The organism is Thermococcus sp. 5-4, assembly GCF_002197185.1.
GTDB lineage: Archaea > Methanobacteriota_B > Thermococci > Thermococcales > Thermococcaceae > Thermococcus > Thermococcus radiotolerans.
Genome location: NZ_CP021848.1, coordinates 29,617 through 46,217, shown reverse-complemented (window position 1 = coordinate 46,217; position 16,601 = coordinate 29,617). Strand labels below are relative to the sequence as shown.

The window sequence follows — 16,601 nt, the reverse complement described above, 5'->3', positions numbered from 1 at the left end:
AGATGAAACGGGGACAGATAAGCCTTGACTTTCTCTTCGCAGTGACCCTGATAACCATCACGATGCTCAACCTAGTTTACATTGCGGACAGCGAGAGGGCCCATTCCGAGACCTTTGACACGATCGCAAAGCTGAAGGCGTTCTCCGTGGACGTCAGGGACTCTGTGGTGAAGGTTTACGCGGCGGGAGACGGATTCGCTGTAAGGAAGGAGCTGCCGATAAGGCTGGACTCAGGAGACAAGGTTACTGTCAGCCTGATTACCCCTGATAGCATTGTCGTCAACGCGAGTCTGGGAGGAAGGGGCTACACCGTCGTTCAGAGGAGCCCTGTCCCAATATACGAGAACAGCTCGGTAACGCTTACCGACACGAAAGGGGACTTCGGCATAGTGGCGACGTACAACGAAACGGAGGGGAGGCTCGATGTCGTCCTCTCGCCGTAGGGCGCAGAGCGCCATAGAGGTTCTGTTCATCCTGGCAATAATCCTAGCGGGAGTCCTCGTGGTTACCCCATCGTACCTGAATGAGAACACCGCGATGTCCGCGGTATCCTACGTTCGCACTTCTGCTTCCGACGCGTGCGCATACCTAAATACCGGCGTTGTTAGCAACGAGAGCATATATTCTCCCCTCAACGCCATAATAACGGCGAGCAACTACACGTACAGGGCTTTCCAGTTCGCCGGCATTCGCAGTGCGGACGTAAACGGCAAGATGCAGATCAACGTCACCATAACCTACGCGGGGGCCGGGCTTCCGGAGGCCACCGTTGAGGCCAACATAAAGCAGTACATAGAGGACGACTTGGTCTCCAAGACCAACGTCGTTAGGGAGAACGGAAAGCTGTACCTCCGGGGAAGAGAGATTGAGATAAACGTTGATGTGGTGAGAAGATGAGGCGCGGTCAGCTGCTTTCACTCGATGCGATGCTGTCCATGGTGATAATCATACTCCTGCTCGGCACGATAACCACGACGTCCAACGCCCTAAAGGGAGAGATAACCACCGTTCTGGGCTGGTATGAGAGGGCCAACGTGGGCGACAACATGCTGGACATACTCGTGAAGAACCCTGGAACCCCCGACAACTGGCAGGAAAGCCCGAGCACCCTCGGATTCATCGGGCTGGAGAACAGCCAGTATCCAACCACAATAGACTACGCCAAGATAGAGGCGTTGAACAACGCCGTCGCAGCCGATGATCAGCGGGTAAGGACGGCCCTGGGGAATATAAGCGACGGGAAGGATTTCACGCTGGGGTTCTACCTCACGAGGGTCGAGATTGAAGGTAACGTCACCGTCATACCCCCCCAGGTTGAGGGTTCCGTGGACATTCCCTCCGGGGGACACCTTTCAGTCACCCCCCGCACGGGTTATGCCTACGGCAACGGACTCCACGTGGAGTGGATAAACCCCGCAAGAAGTGACAGCAATGGAGTCGGAAACATACAACACATAATCAACGTAACCGCCGGCGAGAGCTTCGTGTTCAAACTCGCGGAGGACGGAAGCGTCAGGCTGGATCTTGTTGGGCCGGGAAACCAGGGGGGGCCGGTAAACTATGACATACCATCCGGTGCGGTCGTGCATATCGATGTTGAAACTGGGTACTTACTCATAGGGTGGAATCAGCTGAACGATGGAACCTATGCGCTCTGGATCCCATACCACAGGAACAACCAGCAGATATGGACCACCTGGACCGGAACCGTCTGGTGGGGCCAGGGGGGCAGTGTTTCCTCCACAAATCTCACCATAAAGTACGTTTACGCCACCAAAGTCGTTAACGCGGACTACAACATCACCATGATAAACGGGAGCTTCGTGACCGATCCCCCCGTGATAACGGCATCCCGGAACAACTCTCCTTGGGTCACCTACACCGAGAGAAGAATCCCCATGACGAAGAGGATTTACAACAGCAGCTATGTCGTCACCCCCAGCTCATTGCCCGCGGAGCTCTACGTCGGGACGATATACACCCCCATCCCGGATTATATGACCCTCAAGGTTGCGTTCAACGACACGGGATATCTGGTGATGGTAGCGTGGATGAGGGGAACCAACATCTCGGGCTACTCCGTCCTGGCGGCATACAAGACCTCCACAAATCCGGAGATCAGGGCGATCATAAACCAGACAATCAACGGCAATTCGTACATCAAATCGTACTCATCAGATAACCCCTACTATGTGATAATCCCATGGAAGGAGTTTCTAACCCAGATACAGCCCGGAGAGAGCCTCGATATCTACGTATGGGTGTACGAGATGGACAACATAAACACCGCCATCATAGCCGATCTGAACGGTATGGACACGATAATGAAGCCTCAGGCGAGTCTGGCGGTATTAAAACTGTGGGTGTGGGATGACTCATGAAGAGGCGGGGATTCATATTCACTCTGGACGCGATACTTGCCCTTCTCCTAGTCACCATGTTCGTTGTCAGCATAACCCAGATCAACCCAAGCACGCAGGTGTACTCCACATACATGCGCTCCCAGTCAAAATACGTCGCGGACGATACACTGACGATGTTCAGAACGCTCCCATTGAGGGAGCTCGTTCCTCCTGAGAAGCTGGAGGAGTGGATGACCGGCTCCGATCCAGTCATCAACACGACCCTCGTTACGCCCGATATGTCACCCATAGACATCGTCGCCACTTACTGGGCGACGGCCCCACTCTTCCCCGGAGCGAACCTCACCCACAAGGCGGAGGTTATACTGGGCTACCTCCTTAACAACACCCTCAAGGACTACAACTACGAACTCCTGATAAACAACTACACGAGCCCGTACCTCCGTAAGGTCGGCTCCAACTACTCCGCCGCCCAGGACGTTACTCCGGCGACCCTTATACTCAGCGGCTACGCCTTCAATCAGACCCCCAGGGGTTACATGGCAAGGGCGTTTCTCAACAAGCTGGGAAGTAAGGAGAACATATACACGATAAGGGGTGGATATATCTACGCCGAGACGGATTCTTCTGATGACGCCGTCGTCATCAAGTACATAGTCCCCGCAGATGCTATCCCGAAGGACGCCCAGATAGAGGAAATAAAGTGGTTCGTTGAGCCCGCGTGGGTCGGCTCGTACTATGACCTGTACCTGAACGGCCAGTACATAACCTCAGACTACGTGCGCTATAACGAGATGTTCACCGACTCGGATTATCCGGAGCTCAAACAGTACTTCCATCCCGGCGAAACCAATGTCTTTGAAGTTAGGGTCTATAAAAGATGGTACGACGGCGGTGAGGACGGTGCCCAGTACATAAGCATAAAATACAGAACCTCTGTGCCGTCAACCCTCAAGTTCCCCAAGAAGTTCTATTTTGAGGACGTTACCGCCAATTACCCCATCACAAACTGGAAGTTCCTAATAATTCCGGGCGCATTGAAGGAACTCAACATCCAAGTGGCCGTGGGCAACATAAGTGCCAACGAGCCCATATCCTTGAGTTTCGTCTTCACGAACGAGGTTTCAATACCCCCCACCTACTGCTCCTATAACGCTACGACCCAGGTAAAAACCTGCTACTGGAGCAACTCCACCATAGCCAGCACGCTGAGTGCAAACGGGTACAACTACACCCAAATTTCCGGTAAGTGGACAACGGTCATCGTCCAAGCCGGAGGGAACTGGTACCACAACCCAAGGATTCATCTGATAGGTGACGAATCATACATAGAGGCGGATTACACGACCGGAATCCTACTCACGGCGTACACAATCGATATAACCGAGCCGATACCCCTGCCGAACACGGACTGGACCCACAACGTCAACATAAACTTCAACGTTCCGGAGGGAGTCCAGCCTCTATGGGTCAAGTTCCAGTTCCCGTGGTTGTACTCAAGTGGAAGCAATCCATCCCAGAGGCTCCAGGTGGACAATCCGGCGATATCGCCGACGTATCTCTACTGCCACAATGGAAATGGGTACTCCGGCTGCAATCCCTCGAACCCGTTTACACACTTTGCCCAGTTCGGCTACGCCGCCAACAGTTTTGATTACAAGTACGACCCGCTACCCCATGCCATCTCTAACGGATTGAACACCGTGAGTATCTCCCTCGGTAACGGTTATCAGCTGCAGCCCATGAACGGACACGGTGAACTGACGTACGTCATCCAGGGTTTCGCAGGGTACGGCGATGTCTTCCCTGCCCTTCTGAGACCCGGGTGTTCAGGCTACAATATAACGTACTACTGGACCGGGGACAACTCACCCCACTACGTAACCGCGGGTGATTCCCCCTACTGCGATGTCACCGCTCAGGACCTCCTCAACGGAAGGGACAGATACGCCGTCGACGACGCGATAATAAGGCTGTTCAACAACCTGGGCGGAGACGGAACCCAGGCCGATCCGATACTGGTGCAGCTACCGCCGACGGTCAACATAGTCTTCGTCTCAATGGGCAACATACCCGGCCTATTCCGGCCGATCACGATAACACTCAGAGTCTGGAGGGAGAGCTGATGAGAAAACGGCGAGCATTCCTAATGAATTCAACGGTCATCCTCCTGCTCATACCCCTGATGCTACTCCTGGCGACGTACGAGGATGTCTCGTCCCAGATAATAATGAGCCAGAGCGAGAGAACGCAGGTTGAGAGGACCTACAGAACGGTCTCGTACGTCGAGATGGACTTCCAGAGGACTCTCGAGATATCCGGAAAGAGGGCCATAGTTACGATAGTTGACTACATCGCCAACACCAGAAATTTCCTGGACCCAAGCGATCCCAACGGCATGGCAAATGCCACTATACGTGACCTGATACTGTACGGTCAGTCTGGAAGCATACCCAGTAACTACTCGGAAAGATTGATGAGGGATCAAACCGTTCTCGGCTGGCTCGGTAACATGTCCCGGGAACTTGAGAGGCAGGGTTATGAGCTCAGGATAGCAAATAAAACGCTCGACGAGATTAGGGCCATGAGTTCGTCCGAGAGGAGCAATTTCCTCAGGAGCAACATCGAACTAACCGTTGCTCCACTGGATGCCTTCAGAATCGTCATAAGGGCAAAGATAAAAGACGTGAGTATCTCGGACGTCTCTGGGAAGGTTGTCTACACCGGCCCAATACCGAGGGAGAACTACGTCTATTCCATAATATCAATTGAGAACCTGGAGGACCCGCTCTTCCCGGCGTTATCCTACGGAAGGTACTCCCGCTCGATAGAACCCTGCAACTACACGTTCCCCGAGATTATAGACAGGCCCATCAAGAGCCTCTACGGAAACGGTAGGAGTCAGGACGACCACGTTCTCGGAAAGTACTCCTCAACGGCCGGGGATTCCGGCCACATCTTCTACGGAAACGCATACCCCGGGGACGGTGCCGATGGATACGTGCTCCGCAGCGGCGATATCGCTAGCATATCCTCCCCAGTCATTGTAAACACCACTTTAAACGGCGTCCCAATTTCACCGCTGGAGGTCTTCAATGACGATGACATTGGAGTTCTGGTGTTCGGCAACGTCAGTGCAACCACCCACTGGTGCAACTACGACTACAAGTGGAGGGTCAACATCACGATACCCAGCTACGCGGACGGAAGCCTCGTGCTCCTCAAGATACCGACCTCAACGTTCCCGAACATATACCATACGGACGACACCGCCTCGATGGTTATATATGAGAAATCCGACACAGCATGCGTCTCCGTACCGTTCTGGATCGAGTACTGGGGCACCTCATACGTATGGATATGGATTAAGACAAGCGGTACAGACTACACCGTTTATTTCACGGACAACCCCTCATACGCCACCGATGGATACGACAAGCAGAATCTTTTCTGGCTCATAGACACCTTCAATGACCCCACGTTGACCCCCGTGCTCTGGAATAACCTCTCCAACGCCTATCTGGATGGGAACGGCCACCTTGTCGTCCCTGCAGGAACGAAAAAGCTCGCCCTGCAGACCGTCAACACGATAGACGGGCAGTTCTTCGTGAGGTTCCGCATGAAACCGGGAGACACCGCTCAGGATTTTGACGGCGGCGTTGAAACCGAGTTCAATTACACAAAGAACGTCTTGAAGGTAGTGGTCAACTACGACGGACCCCAGCTCGACAGCTACACGGACATACAGATACCCATTGACCTCAGTGCGGCGAACGTGAGTGGAATAAACGCAGACCCAATCACCAACAGGGCCGAGATTAAGGTTTACTCGGATAAGGATCTCCAAAACGAGATACCCTTCTGGATAGAGAGATGGGATCCCGCTGGAGCGAGGGTGTGGGTGAAAACCGACCTCACCTACGTGGGCAGTTCAGGCGGGACGTATCAATACACCGCCACGGTCTACATCGAGTACAACACCGACACCCTGACGAGGGGAGATGGGCGCGAAGTCTTCGAGTTCTTCGATGACTTTGAGAACCCGAGTGAGTGGGGATTGTGGGACGACTACCGCAACGGCAACCTCAGCATCACATCCATCTACGTCCACGATGGGAACTATGCGATGAGCAAGCTCCTCAACAACGACCCCAACGGAGGATACAGACCGATAGGAAAGACCCTTGGGAGGGGCATCATCCTGGAGTACTGGGACTACAGGATAAACACCAGCGGAGGCAAGCTTGACAGGGTTGGTGTGATAGACAACAACGGCAACGGTTACGGGGCCATGTTCCGACCCGACAAGGGAGACGTGGGCATAGACGTTAGAAACGGATACGGGGGGAACCTCCAGAGGACGTCAGGCTCAACCTACGGGATCAACTTCTGGTACTTCGTCCGCTTCGAGATTAAGACCGATGGAACGCTCCACGTTGAGGTATACGATGAGGACGGCAACCTCATGGGAAGCTATACCAGGTCAGACAGCACATACGACACTTTCACCCGCGTTTACATCTTCGGAGGCCACGACTACGCGGTGGACGACATAAGGATACGTAAGTACCTGGACGAGAGCTATTTGAGCTACAGTGTGACCGTGCCTCAATACACCGAGAGGGTCGAGTTCATCGACGACAACCCCGGATTCAGCGACCACAACGGAGACACCCTGGCGATACTTGAGAACTGGGGCAACAGCCTTGCCTCTGACAATCCGACGGTTCTGAATGACTACCACAGGTATCAGGCCGTGTTTGACCCGGGAGTGGGTGGCGTGGACTTCGAGTTCGCCGACGTAGACAGCTCGTTCAGAAGCACCACAGCCAGTGTGAACAGAGAGCCCGAGACGCCGGCAAAGGTTGGAATCGTAATCGACGGGCAAACGGATGCATACTTCGACTGGATAGTCATCGGCGAGATGCCCTACTACACCACGGACTCCATAACCTCCACAGGGGTCGAGGAAGCCCCCGCGTCAACAAGCGAATACAACTCCCGTGCCTACGACCTCCAGCCGCTGATATCGTGCATAATAGACCAGAAGTACTTCGGAACCTACGCTGGCGTATCGTTCTTCGAGCGCCTCGAGAACAGCAGGGCAAACCACGCCAAGTACTTCCAGCTGGCAAAGGAGATGCAGGACGAACTCGGAATGAAGTACGGCGGGGAGTACTACCCCATCGGACTCGTAAGCTTCATGGTGCCCAATGCAGACTACGACCGCAAGCTCTTCGACATATTCAACAACTTCGGAATCTCCATAGAGGAGGGACAGAGCAGCGTTGACTACTACTTCCTCAACTACTACTTTGGAAGCATGGCAAAGACGCCCGGCTACCGTGTATGGGGAATATCCTATGGCACAAGTGCCCTAACTGGAGATTTAAGCGTTGTACCGTTCTTCCTTGACAATCAAACGGCAGCGGCCATTCTTGGGCCAACCGGAGCAGAGGACCTGCTGAAGAGGTGAAATCATGTCGGTGGAAGACTTCCTCTACGGAATCGGTGAGTCCGTGGATTCTGCGATCCACGGCATCATAGATTTCATCAATCCCTCCCCCTCGGAGGAACCGCCGAGCTTCAAGTATCTGAGCAGGCTCGTGAAAAAGAGGCTCACAACTCATGAGTACCTCAGCCTCAAGCTCCAACTGGCATTTCTTCTTTACCTTATCGTGAACCTTGCCCTGCTTTTCCTCAAGGCCAGTCCACTGTGGCTTGTGGGAGTGGCAGTGGTGTACTTCCTCTATCTTCGCTATACCTTGGTCAGAAACAGAGAGTTCTTTGTTGAGCACGAGCCGTACAGGTTCTTCTACTACGCGATATCGGCAATTTCCTTTGCAGTTTTCCTCGGGTACCTGATGATACGCAGGATAGCCACGAGCATCTACTATTACTACGCATACCTCCTTGTGGCCTTTGCGGTCGTCATGGCATTCAGGTGGTACTTCAAGCAGAGATACGGAAGGGACTACACCTACGGCATTGTTGAGGAGATCAAGGGCGATGTCGTCAGAGTCTTTGTTCACGACGACATAGCGGCAAACGTCAAGCCCGGCCACTACTGGGTCGATGCCGTGGAAGACCTAGAGATTGGCAGGGTGGTGAAGCTTATCGTGGAGGACAGAAAGCTCAAGGGGGCGGTTCCGGTCAAGATAATAGAGGTCTATCTCACGGATCAGTCCTCCCAGAGCTCGACAGAGCCGAATGAAGAAACCGAATGAAGAACGAGCAGATAAATCGAGTGACAGGGCTCGACGAGGTTCGTCTTGACGAACCCCTTACCCATCTTCTTTATCTCCAGAGGCTCGACACCGTGGCATTCCGGAAAGATTATGACGGCATCTCCATCCTCAAGGAAACCGAAGCCGAGCCCTTCGCAGACCTTCCCCAGGAACCCCCTGAACTCCTTCCATCTATCAATCCTGGTGCGGTAGTAGACCGTGTGCCCCAAACTATCACCACAGATAGTAAGAATTAAACTTTAAAAAGTTTTCTAATTTGCAATTCTTAGTCGTAACCAACAAGACTTTTCAGGGTGGCCCCAACGTGATGGAGGAACGAGGATGAGAGAACCCGTTACCGATAAAAGATGGGGAGAGGACCGACTAGCTGAGCTCCCCGCAGAGCTGGGCAAAGTTGCGGTAAATATCCGGCCCGCGCTCGGTGTGGAAGACCTCGGGGTGGAACTGAACGCCGTAGATGGGAAGGCTCTCGTGCTTCATGGCCTCGACCGGGCAGGTCTCACTTCTGGCCAAGAGCCTGAAGCCCTCAGGAAGTTCCTTCACCTCGTCCATGTGGCTCTCCCAGACCTTGAGCCTCTTTGGAAGTCCACGGAAGATATCGTCCTCCTCCAGTATCTCCACCTCAACGAGGCTGTACTCAGCCTTTTCGCCCCTTCCGACCTTTCCACCGAAGTGCTTCGCTATCAGCTGGTGGCCAAGGCAGATGCCTAGGATTGGGACGTTGAACTCATCGTAGTGCTCCAAGATGGCGGAGCAGTTGCCAGTCTTCTCGATGTCCGGGCCGCCGGAGAAGATTATGCCCTTCGGCTTCATCGCCTTTATCTCCTCAAGCGGCGTCGTGTTGGGGATTATCTTGGCCTCAACACCGAGATATCTCAAAGTCCTCCAAATCCTGTGGACGTACTGCCCGCCGTTGTCCATTATGACTATCATGTCACCACCTCACTCGAACTCAATCGTTGCCGGAGGCTTGTTGGTGATGTCGTAGAGTACCCTTCCAACCTCAGGAATCTCGCTGGTTATGCGGAACGCTATCCTCTGGAGAACCTCAAAGGGGACGTTCATGGCATTGGCGGTCATTCCGTCGAGGCTCTCAACGACGCGAACAGCAATTGTTTCTTTGTAGGCCCTTATATCGCCCTGAACGCCAACGGTCTTCACTCCCAGCAGAACAGCGAATGCCTGCCAGGGTTTCAGTCCAGCCTTCTCGATCTCCTCCTCGACTATAGCATTAGCTTCTCTAACAATGGCAACCTTCTCCGGCGTGACCTCTCCAAGGACGCGGACGGCGAGGCCGGGCCCCGGGAAGGGCATGCGGTTGTATATCTTCTCAGGTAATCCAAGCTCCTTACCCAGCTCCCTGACCTCGTCCTTGTAGAGGTCGCGGAGCGGCTCTATCAGCTTGAGGTTGAGCCTTTCGGGTAAGCCGCCAACGTTGTGGTGGCTCTTGATTTTTCCCTTGCTCTCGATCCAGTCCGGGGCTATCGTTCCCTGGATGAGGAACTGGGCGTCAATCTCCCTCGCGACCTCCTCGAAGACCTCGATAAAGACCCTGCCGATTATCTTCCTCTTCTCTTCGGGGTCGGTAATACCCTTAAGCTCGCTGAAGAACCTCTCGCCGGCATCGACGTAGTGCAGGTTAAGCCCGAACTCGTCCCGGAAGGTCTTGACGACGAACTCCGGCTCGTTCTTCCTCATGAAGCCGGTGTTGACGAAGACCGCGTGGAGTTTATCCCCTATGGCCTTGTGAGCAAGCACAGCCGCAACGGAGCTGTCAACGCCGCCGGAGAGTGCTATTATTGCCTTACCATCACCGACCGTTCCCCTAATCTCCTCAACCTTCTCCTCGATGAACCTCTCCCACATGAGCACCACCTTTTTGCCAACCATTCGGACGTCAATTTATAAACCTATCCGAGCGGGGATTAAACATATTCACGTCAAAATTTCGTCGAGTCTTTCTTCATCCTCAGCTTGCCTCAGCTCCATCGCTATCCTCCTTCCCGTGCTGACTGGATAGTCATAGCGGAGCCAGCTGTAGGGGGAACCGTGGACGAAGGGGTTCGTCCCGGCGACTATCCTGGCGGAAATCTCGAAGACGACGAATTCAAGCTCCTCGGTGAAGACTCCCTCCAGACAGAATGGGCCCCAGAGACCGCCCATGAGCTCCTCGGCCGCTTCTACAACCCTTTCCCCGGCCTCGATGACGTCCATCAGCAGGCTCTCCCTCAGGACTATCGGGATGTTGCCTATCACGGTGTAGTTGGTGCTGAGCCCGAGGTCAAGCTGTTCCTCCGCAGGAATCCTGCCTATTGCATCAACGTTGGACTCATAACGCCTGTCTATGCTCATCAGCTCCAGCTCATGGTTGAGCTTCGAGTAGAAGTAGTGGGGGTAAACCGGAACGCCGAGGACGTACTCCTGAATTTGAATTCCCCCAAGGCTGTCTTTGTCCCTGATACCGAGCCTCTTCGCCTTTTCCCAGAAGTCCTCGGGGCTCTTTGCCAAAAAGTAGCCCTTTCCGCCCTTGGCACCGTGGGGCTTGACTATTACAGGCCCGTCTATGTCGTCTGGGTCCTCGTAAACCCTCGGAAGGCGGAGTTTAGCCCTCTCAAGCCACCTTCGCTCAAGCGTTCTGTCGCTCTCCCACCTCAGCACCTCTTTGTTACCGTAATAGGGGACGCGCATCTTTTCAACGAGTTCCACCCCGAGGTGAGCCACGAAGGAGCCGGTGGGTATAACGACGGCATCCAAGCTGAGCAGCTCTTCCTCTGGATAGCTCCCCTCAATGAAGTAGTCCGCCACCGGGAAGTACTTCGTGTAGAGCGGTTTGACCCGGGCCTTTCCAAAGGCAACCGTCTCAAAGCCCTCTTCCTTTGCTCCCTTCAGGATCTGAAGGGCAGAGTGGGAGGCATACGTCGAGACCTTCATTCCTCCTCACCCAGGAGCTTTGGCAGGGACTCGTGGACTGCCTTCAGCTCGGAAACCGACCTTCTCAGGAGCTCCTTTCCGTCCCAGTTGAAGATCACGTCACTTCCTTCCGCCTCTCCGATGACTGCGAAGTGTTTGAAGAGTGTTTTGAGCTCGTCAAGGTTTTCCTCGGGGAAGGCAACTATGTAGCGTCCATGGCTCTCGCTGAAGGCGACCTCGATCGGGTTCGAGATTTCGGAGGGAACCTTTGAAAGGTCAACCACAAAGCCCGTGTTTCCTGTGATTGCCATCTCCACCAGAGCTACCGCTATTCCACCCCTGCTCACGTCGTGAACCGCTTTGACAAGGCCCCTCTTTATCGCCGTCAGGATTCCCTCGGCGTTGGCCTTTTCCTCGTCGAGGTTCACGCGCGGGGCAAAGCCGCCTTCGACGCCGAGTCTCGCAAACAACTCCGAGCCGCCGAGTTCCGCCTTTGTTATCCCGACGACACCTATGAGCAGTCCGCCGCTCAGCCCCATCTTGGGAATCTCCTCAAGCTTAACCTTCCCGAGGCCGGCAACCACAGGGGTGGGCTTTATCGGCCTGTCAACGACCTCGTTGTAGAAGCTGACGTTCCCGCTGACGTACGCTAAACCGAAGGCTTTGGCCGCATCGGCCAATCCCCTAACGGTCTCGGCGAAGCTCCAGTAAACCTCGGGCCTTTCAGGCGAGGCGAAGTTGAGGTTGTCCACCAAGGCCAATGGTTCAGCCCCGACACTCACGAGGTTTCTAACGACTTCAGCAACGGCCCCCATCGCGCCGTGGTAGGGGTTGAGGTAGCTGTGGCTGGGGTTTCCGTCGGCCACGAAAACTAAGCCGTATTCCTCGCTGAGCTTGAGCACGGCAGAATCCGCTCCGGGCTTGAGGACCGTCCTCCCCTGAACCTCGTGGTCGTACTGCTCCCAAATCCAGCGCTTGCTTACGACGTTCGGACTGCTCCAGACGAGGTCAAGAGCATCTCCAAAAGAAACGTCCGGTGTCTCAGCAGGCTTTTCGATGCTGTAAGGTTTCAGCTCCCATTCTATCGTGGGAACGTCCGCCAGGAGCTCCACCGGAAGGTCCGCTGCCTTCTCCCCCATCCAGTATATCACAAAGCGCGGCTCCTTGATGACCTCCCCGACAACCGTCCATTCGAGGCCGTGCTTCTCGAAAATCTTTCCGAGGGCATCAACGTCCTCCGGCTTAACCGCAAAGAGCATCCTCTCCTGGCTCTCGGAAATCATTACCTCGGTAACGCTCATCCCCGGCTCGCGAAGTGGAACCCTGCCGGCGTAGATTACCGCGCCGAAGCCCTTTTTGCCGGCCATCTCGGAGGCAGCGCAGGTCAAACCGCCACCACCAAGGTCTTTAAGCGCCTTGACTTTGCCCGTATAAACTGCCTCCAGCGTCGCCTCGATGAGGAGCTTCTCGGTGAAGGGGTCGGGAATCTGGACGGCGGAGCGGTCTTCCTCCTCCGCGTTCTCTCCGAGTTCCTCGCTCGCAAAGGTGACTCCGTGGATGCCGTCCCTACCGGTTCTGTTGCCGACGAGTATGAGCTTCAGACCGGCTTCAGTTACGTAGCTGTGGACGAGGTGTTCCGGCCTCATTATCCCGACGCAGGCGACGTTGACGAGCGTGTAGTTGTCGAGGCTCTCATCGAACTCCGTCTCACCTCCAACCGTCGGAACACCGATCCTGTTGCCGTAGTCGGCTATGCCCTTGACGACATATTCGAAGAGGTATCGGTTTCTCTCATTCTCCAATGGCCCGAAGCGTATGGGATCGAGAAGCGCTATCGGCCTTGCACCCATGCAGAGTATGTCCCTCACTATTCCCCCGACTCCAGTGGCCGCTCCCCCGTAGGGCTCAACCGCACTGGGGTGGTTGTGGCTCTCGATTCCAACGACTACCCACGTTTCGTCGTCGAACTTCACTATCCCGGCGTCCTCGCCGGGGCCCAAAATGACATGCTCGTTCTCGGTCGGCAGGAGCTTGAGCCACGGTCTGCTCGACTTATACGAGGCGTGCTCGCTCCACATGACCTCGAGCATCGCCCACTCAAGTTCGTTCGGCTCCCTGCCGAGCCTTTCACGGATGAGCTTTTCCTCGTGCGGGAACATGATTAACCCTCCTTTATTGACGAGTTAATGTAAAAAAGTTTTGTTTTTAAGGTTTATTTTGACGGAAAAATGTTAAACAGAGAATTACTCAATTCTTATCTTAATTCCGTTTACTGTGTAGTTCCGGTTCTCATTGACCATCCACTCGTTGGGATCAAGGAGGATTGCTGTGGGCTTGCCTTCAAGCTCAAAGCTGACTTTAGCTCCACCATTGACCCACACTTTTTTGATAGCTTTCTCTTTTGTTGTTATCACTTCAATTTCCAAGGGCATCGTGAAGTTGTTTTTGTCTATAATCTCGAAGCTTAGGAGGTATTTTCCATCCTTTTGTTCTATACTCAGGTTTTCAACCTCATACTCGGGAACTTTGGTAGTGTAAAACCACTCTTTAAAAAACCAGTCTAAGTTCTGATCGCTGACCCTTTCAAAAACCCCCAGAACATCCGTCAAATTGCATTCCCTACCATGACACCCCCTTAAAAGCTCTCTAATACTCCTAAAGAAGGTTTCATTACCAAGAACAAACTGCAGAGAGCGGAAGACGGAAGCGCCTTTGTAATAGATCATTCCTTCTGCATGTGCGTTGGATATCTCCTCTTGGTAGACCTGCTTCAAACTGTAAGCAGAATTAATTAAAGGGGAATGCTCCGTAAAATTGAGTAACTCAGGGAAGTTTGTGTAGGTTAAGGCAAGATAATTCGCAAGCGTTTCATCCATCCTGCCAAAAGACGCATAGTCGCCGAACCAGGAGTGAGCAATTTCATGAGCAAGAATTAGAGTTCCGTTTGTCTTAGGATTTATCAATATAACTCCACGCGGAAATTCAAACCCTCCCCTGGTACCCAGACTTTCCAGGTAAATGATTCTGAGATCAGAATACGGGTAACCCCCAAGAAGTTTAGAATAGTCCTCCAAAACTTCTGAAGCGATGAAAAGCACGTCTTTTCTTCGCTTTCCCACTTGGTATATGTCAAGTGATACTCCTGAGGGGGCATTACTAACGCACGAGAAATTACCGGCAATTATTACTGGGTTTCTCGAATTCTTCGAGTAATAAACAAAAACAGCCCTCTCATCTGCTGATTCTTCATGAATGCTCTCCCAGAATCCTTCTCCTTTTTCGTCTATCACAACTCCTCTCCAACCCTTAGGGATCTCTAAGCGTATTTGGGATTCATAGCTTTTGAAAACTTCAACCTCCCTCAATAACCACATTGATGACAATACTAACTCGCTACCATCATACGTTGTCCTGAAAATGCTCCAGCCGTCTTTCATTCCTACGTAGCTGATAAAGGGCTCAAAGCGTGTTAGTTTAGCGTGATATTCTATTGCTATGGTCCCAACGTTATTCTGCGATGTTTTCAAAACGAGTATCAAAATATCTGCTTGGGGAGTAGTAGCTATTGAGATATTCTTAATCCTCGCATTTTTTGCCGTGATGTTATCAAGAACAACCCCTTTAGGATAAATCAAGGATATCCTGCCAACGTCACTTTCCTTGACGTTTCTTACCACCAAAATTTTCTTTCCATACAATTTCAAGCCTTTTTGAGAGGAAACATCAATTTTGAGTTCTGTAAATGACTTAACATCAAGTTCAGACATATTACTTCGAACTAAATAGGTGATTTCATGGAAAGAGACATTTACTTTAGGGACATCATCGCCCGGGATTACCTGAAAATTTTCTGAATTTGAATGGTTAGGAATACCCCAACTTTCGAAGATGGATATCGTGAATATAATACCAACGCAGGTCAAAAACAAAATCACCAACATTTTCCCCAGTTTCATATACGCTTACTCCTCACTGAATCCTTAAATAAATATTCTTTATTGTCCGCGTAGAGCACAACAAAACGCAATTCAGCTTCGCAATATAAAGAAAGCACACGTCTACAATGCTCAAACAAATTGAGAAGGTGATTACATTTTCTCCTGAAATACCCCGCCCTTCGGGGCCGGGAAGAGGTCAAACGACCTCTGTAGAAAAATAAAAATCTATCTCTTTGCCCACTCCACCATGCTCCTGAAGAGCCTCAATCCGTCCTCACTGCCCAAAAAGCGGTCGCTCGCGCGCTCCGGATGGGGCATGGTTCCGAGGACGTTGCCCCTCTCGTTGGCTATCGCCGCTATGTTGAGAACCGAGCCGTTGGGGTTGGCTTCTTCGCTCACGTTTCCTTTCTCGTCGCTGTACTGGAAGACGGTTCTGACCTTCGACGGGTCGTCAATGTAGTAGTTGCCCTCCGCATGGGCTATCGGCATCCTTATGACCTCTCCCGGCTCGTAGAGGAAAGTGAACGGCGTCTCGACGTCATTAACGCGAAGATGAACCCACTTGCAGAGGAAGCGCGGGATTCTGTTCGGCCTCAGTGCTCCCGGAAGGAGACCCGCCTCAGTGAGAACCTGGAAGCCGTTGCATATCCCGAGGACGGGCCTTCCCTCCCGGGCGAACTCCTTGACCTCCTCCATTATCTCCTGACGAGCGGCTATCGCCCCAGCACGAAGATAATCAGCGTAGCTGAAGCCACCTGGCAGAACAACCCCGTCAAAGTCCTTGAGGTTGGCTCTGTACCAGACGCGCTCGGCCTCGGCACCGGCCTTCCTTATCGCCCTCTCGGTCTCGAAGTCGCAGTTCGTTCCGGGGAATACGATCACGGCGAAGCGGACCATCTCAGCTCACCGGCTCTATGCTGTACTCGTAGTCGTGGATGAGCGGGTTAGCGAGGAGCTTTTTGCACATCCCCTCTACTTCCTTTTCCGGTTCTTCACTCTCCAGCTCGAACTCGAAGTACTTGGGAACGCGAAGATTATCCACGGCGTATCCGAGGTTTCTGAGGGCGTTTCCTATGACCCTTCCCTCTGGGTCGTTCAGTCCTTCCTTAAGGCGAACGATGACGGTAACCTTCCACTTCATT

14 protein-coding genes are annotated in these 16,601 nt (G+C 53.1%); 6 read left to right on the top strand and 8 right to left on the bottom strand.

Features of this window, described 5'->3' with window-relative positions:
* Nucleotides 1–2: 2 nt before the first annotated feature.
* From CDI07_RS00220 to CDI07_RS00195, 6 genes are read left to right on the top strand one after another with little or no spacing between them, the layout of a single operon-like run.
* Nucleotides 3–443 carry a hypothetical protein gene (locus CDI07_RS00220; protein ID WP_088179699.1) on the top strand — a complete coding sequence of 147 codons (441 nt, stop codon included), beginning with the start codon at nucleotides 3–5 and terminating at the stop codon, nucleotides 441–443.
* Nucleotides 424–897: a hypothetical protein gene (locus tag CDI07_RS00215; protein WP_088179698.1), complete on the top strand. Its 474-nt coding sequence runs from the start codon at nucleotides 424–426 to the stop codon at nucleotides 895–897. The genes CDI07_RS00220 and CDI07_RS00215 overlap by 20 nt, the downstream gene beginning before the upstream one ends.
* The gene (locus CDI07_RS00210; RefSeq protein WP_088179697.1) at nucleotides 894–2,381 is read left to right on the top strand and encodes a hypothetical protein; all 1,488 of its coding nucleotides are present in this window, start codon (nucleotides 894–896) and stop codon (nucleotides 2,379–2,381) included. Before CDI07_RS00215 ends, CDI07_RS00210 begins: the two co-directional genes overlap by 4 nt.
* Nucleotides 2,378–4,489, top strand: a complete 2,112-nt coding sequence (locus CDI07_RS00205) for a hydrolase (protein WP_088179696.1) — start codon at nucleotides 2,378–2,380, stop codon at nucleotides 4,487–4,489. Before CDI07_RS00210 ends, CDI07_RS00205 begins: the two co-directional genes overlap by 4 nt.
* Nucleotides 4,489–7,839, top strand: a complete 3,351-nt coding sequence (locus CDI07_RS10205) for a DUF2341 domain-containing protein (protein ID WP_088179695.1) — start codon at nucleotides 4,489–4,491, stop codon at nucleotides 7,837–7,839. The genes CDI07_RS00205 and CDI07_RS10205 overlap by 1 nt, the downstream gene beginning before the upstream one ends.
* A 4-nt stretch (nucleotides 7,840–7,843) precedes the next feature.
* Nucleotides 7,844–8,590 carry a DUF2101 family protein gene (locus CDI07_RS00195; protein ID WP_088179694.1) on the top strand — a complete coding sequence of 249 codons (747 nt, stop codon included), beginning with the start codon at nucleotides 7,844–7,846 and terminating at the stop codon, nucleotides 8,588–8,590.
* Here the strand turns inward: CDI07_RS00195 and CDI07_RS00190 are convergent.
* The 8 genes from CDI07_RS00190 to purS form a co-directional block, all read right to left on the bottom strand.
* Nucleotides 8,545–8,820, bottom strand: a complete 276-nt coding sequence (locus CDI07_RS00190) for a TonB-dependent receptor (protein ID WP_088179693.1) — start codon at nucleotides 8,818–8,820, stop codon at nucleotides 8,545–8,547. The genes CDI07_RS00195 and CDI07_RS00190 overlap by 46 nt on opposite strands.
* Nucleotides 8,821–8,974: 154 nt before the next feature.
* Nucleotides 8,975–9,544, bottom strand: a complete 570-nt coding sequence (locus tag CDI07_RS00185; protein WP_088179692.1) for a GMP synthase subunit A — start codon at nucleotides 9,542–9,544, stop codon at nucleotides 8,975–8,977.
* Between the two features lie 9 nt (nucleotides 9,545–9,553).
* The gene (gene guaA / locus CDI07_RS00180) at nucleotides 9,554–10,477 is read right to left on the bottom strand and encodes a glutamine-hydrolyzing GMP synthase (protein WP_088179691.1); all 924 of its coding nucleotides are present in this window, start codon (nucleotides 10,475–10,477) and stop codon (nucleotides 9,554–9,556) included.
* A 69-nt stretch (nucleotides 10,478–10,546) separates the two neighbouring features.
* A complete protein-coding gene (locus CDI07_RS00175) occupies nucleotides 10,547–11,542 on the bottom strand; it encodes a formate--phosphoribosylaminoimidazolecarboxamide ligase (protein ID WP_088179690.1) in 996 nt (331 codons plus the stop codon).
* Nucleotides 11,539–13,680 (bottom strand): phosphoribosylformylglycinamidine synthase subunit PurL, encoded by a 2,142-nt coding sequence (purL, locus tag CDI07_RS00170; RefSeq protein ID WP_088179689.1) that lies wholly within the window; start codon nucleotides 13,678–13,680, stop codon nucleotides 11,539–11,541. The genes CDI07_RS00175 and purL overlap by 4 nt, the downstream gene beginning before the upstream one ends.
* Before the next feature lie 84 nt (nucleotides 13,681–13,764).
* On the bottom strand, nucleotides 13,765–15,477 hold the full coding sequence (locus CDI07_RS00165) for a M1 family aminopeptidase (protein ID WP_088179688.1): 1,713 nt from the start codon (nucleotides 15,475–15,477) through the stop codon (nucleotides 13,765–13,767).
* A 207-nt stretch (nucleotides 15,478–15,684) separates the two neighbouring features.
* On the bottom strand, nucleotides 15,685–16,356 hold the full coding sequence (gene purQ / locus CDI07_RS00160; protein ID WP_088179687.1) for a phosphoribosylformylglycinamidine synthase I: 672 nt from the start codon (nucleotides 16,354–16,356) through the stop codon (nucleotides 15,685–15,687).
* A 1-nt stretch (nucleotide 16,357) separates the two neighbouring features.
* Entirely contained in the window at nucleotides 16,358–16,600 is a 243-nt protein-coding gene (gene purS, locus CDI07_RS00155; protein ID WP_088179686.1) for a phosphoribosylformylglycinamidine synthase subunit PurS, read from the bottom strand.
* Nucleotide 16,601: the final 1 nt, after the last annotated feature.

Bases quoted from the DNA above. Each gene is read 5' to 3' on its own strand.
- CDI07_RS00165 (WP_088179688.1), bottom strand. From the start codon at position 15,477: ATGAAACTGGGGAAAATGTTGGTGATTTTGTTTTTGACCTGCGTTGGT.
- CDI07_RS10205 (WP_088179695.1), top strand. From the start codon at position 4,489: ATGAGAAAACGGCGAGCATTCCTAATGAATTCAACGGTCATCCTCCTG.
- CDI07_RS00195 (WP_088179694.1), top strand. From the start codon at position 7,844: ATGTCGGTGGAAGACTTCCTCTACGGAATCGGTGAGTCCGTGGATTCT.
- guaA (WP_088179691.1), bottom strand. From the start codon at position 10,477: ATGTGGGAGAGGTTCATCGAGGAGAAGGTTGAGGAGATTAGGGGAACG.
- purL (WP_088179689.1), bottom strand. From the start codon at position 13,680: ATGTTCCCGCACGAGGAAAAGCTCATCCGTGAAAGGCTCGGCAGGGAG.
- CDI07_RS00215 (WP_088179698.1), top strand. From the start codon at position 424: ATGTCGTCCTCTCGCCGTAGGGCGCAGAGCGCCATAGAGGTTCTGTTC.
- purQ (WP_088179687.1), bottom strand. From the start codon at position 16,356: ATGGTCCGCTTCGCCGTGATCGTATTCCCCGGAACGAACTGCGACTTC.
- purS (WP_088179686.1), bottom strand. From the start codon at position 16,600: ATGAAGTGGAAGGTTACCGTCATCGTTCGCCTTAAGGAAGGACTGAAC.
- CDI07_RS00175 (WP_088179690.1), bottom strand. From the start codon at position 11,542: ATGAAGGTCTCGACGTATGCCTCCCACTCTGCCCTTCAGATCCTGAAG.
- CDI07_RS00205 (WP_088179696.1), top strand. From the start codon at position 2,378: ATGAAGAGGCGGGGATTCATATTCACTCTGGACGCGATACTTGCCCTT.
- CDI07_RS00210 (WP_088179697.1), top strand. From the start codon at position 894: ATGAGGCGCGGTCAGCTGCTTTCACTCGATGCGATGCTGTCCATGGTG.
- CDI07_RS00185 (WP_088179692.1), bottom strand. From the start codon at position 9,544: ATGATAGTCATAATGGACAACGGCGGGCAGTACGTCCACAGGATTTGG.
- CDI07_RS00220 (WP_088179699.1), top strand. From the start codon at position 3: ATGAAACGGGGACAGATAAGCCTTGACTTTCTCTTCGCAGTGACCCTG.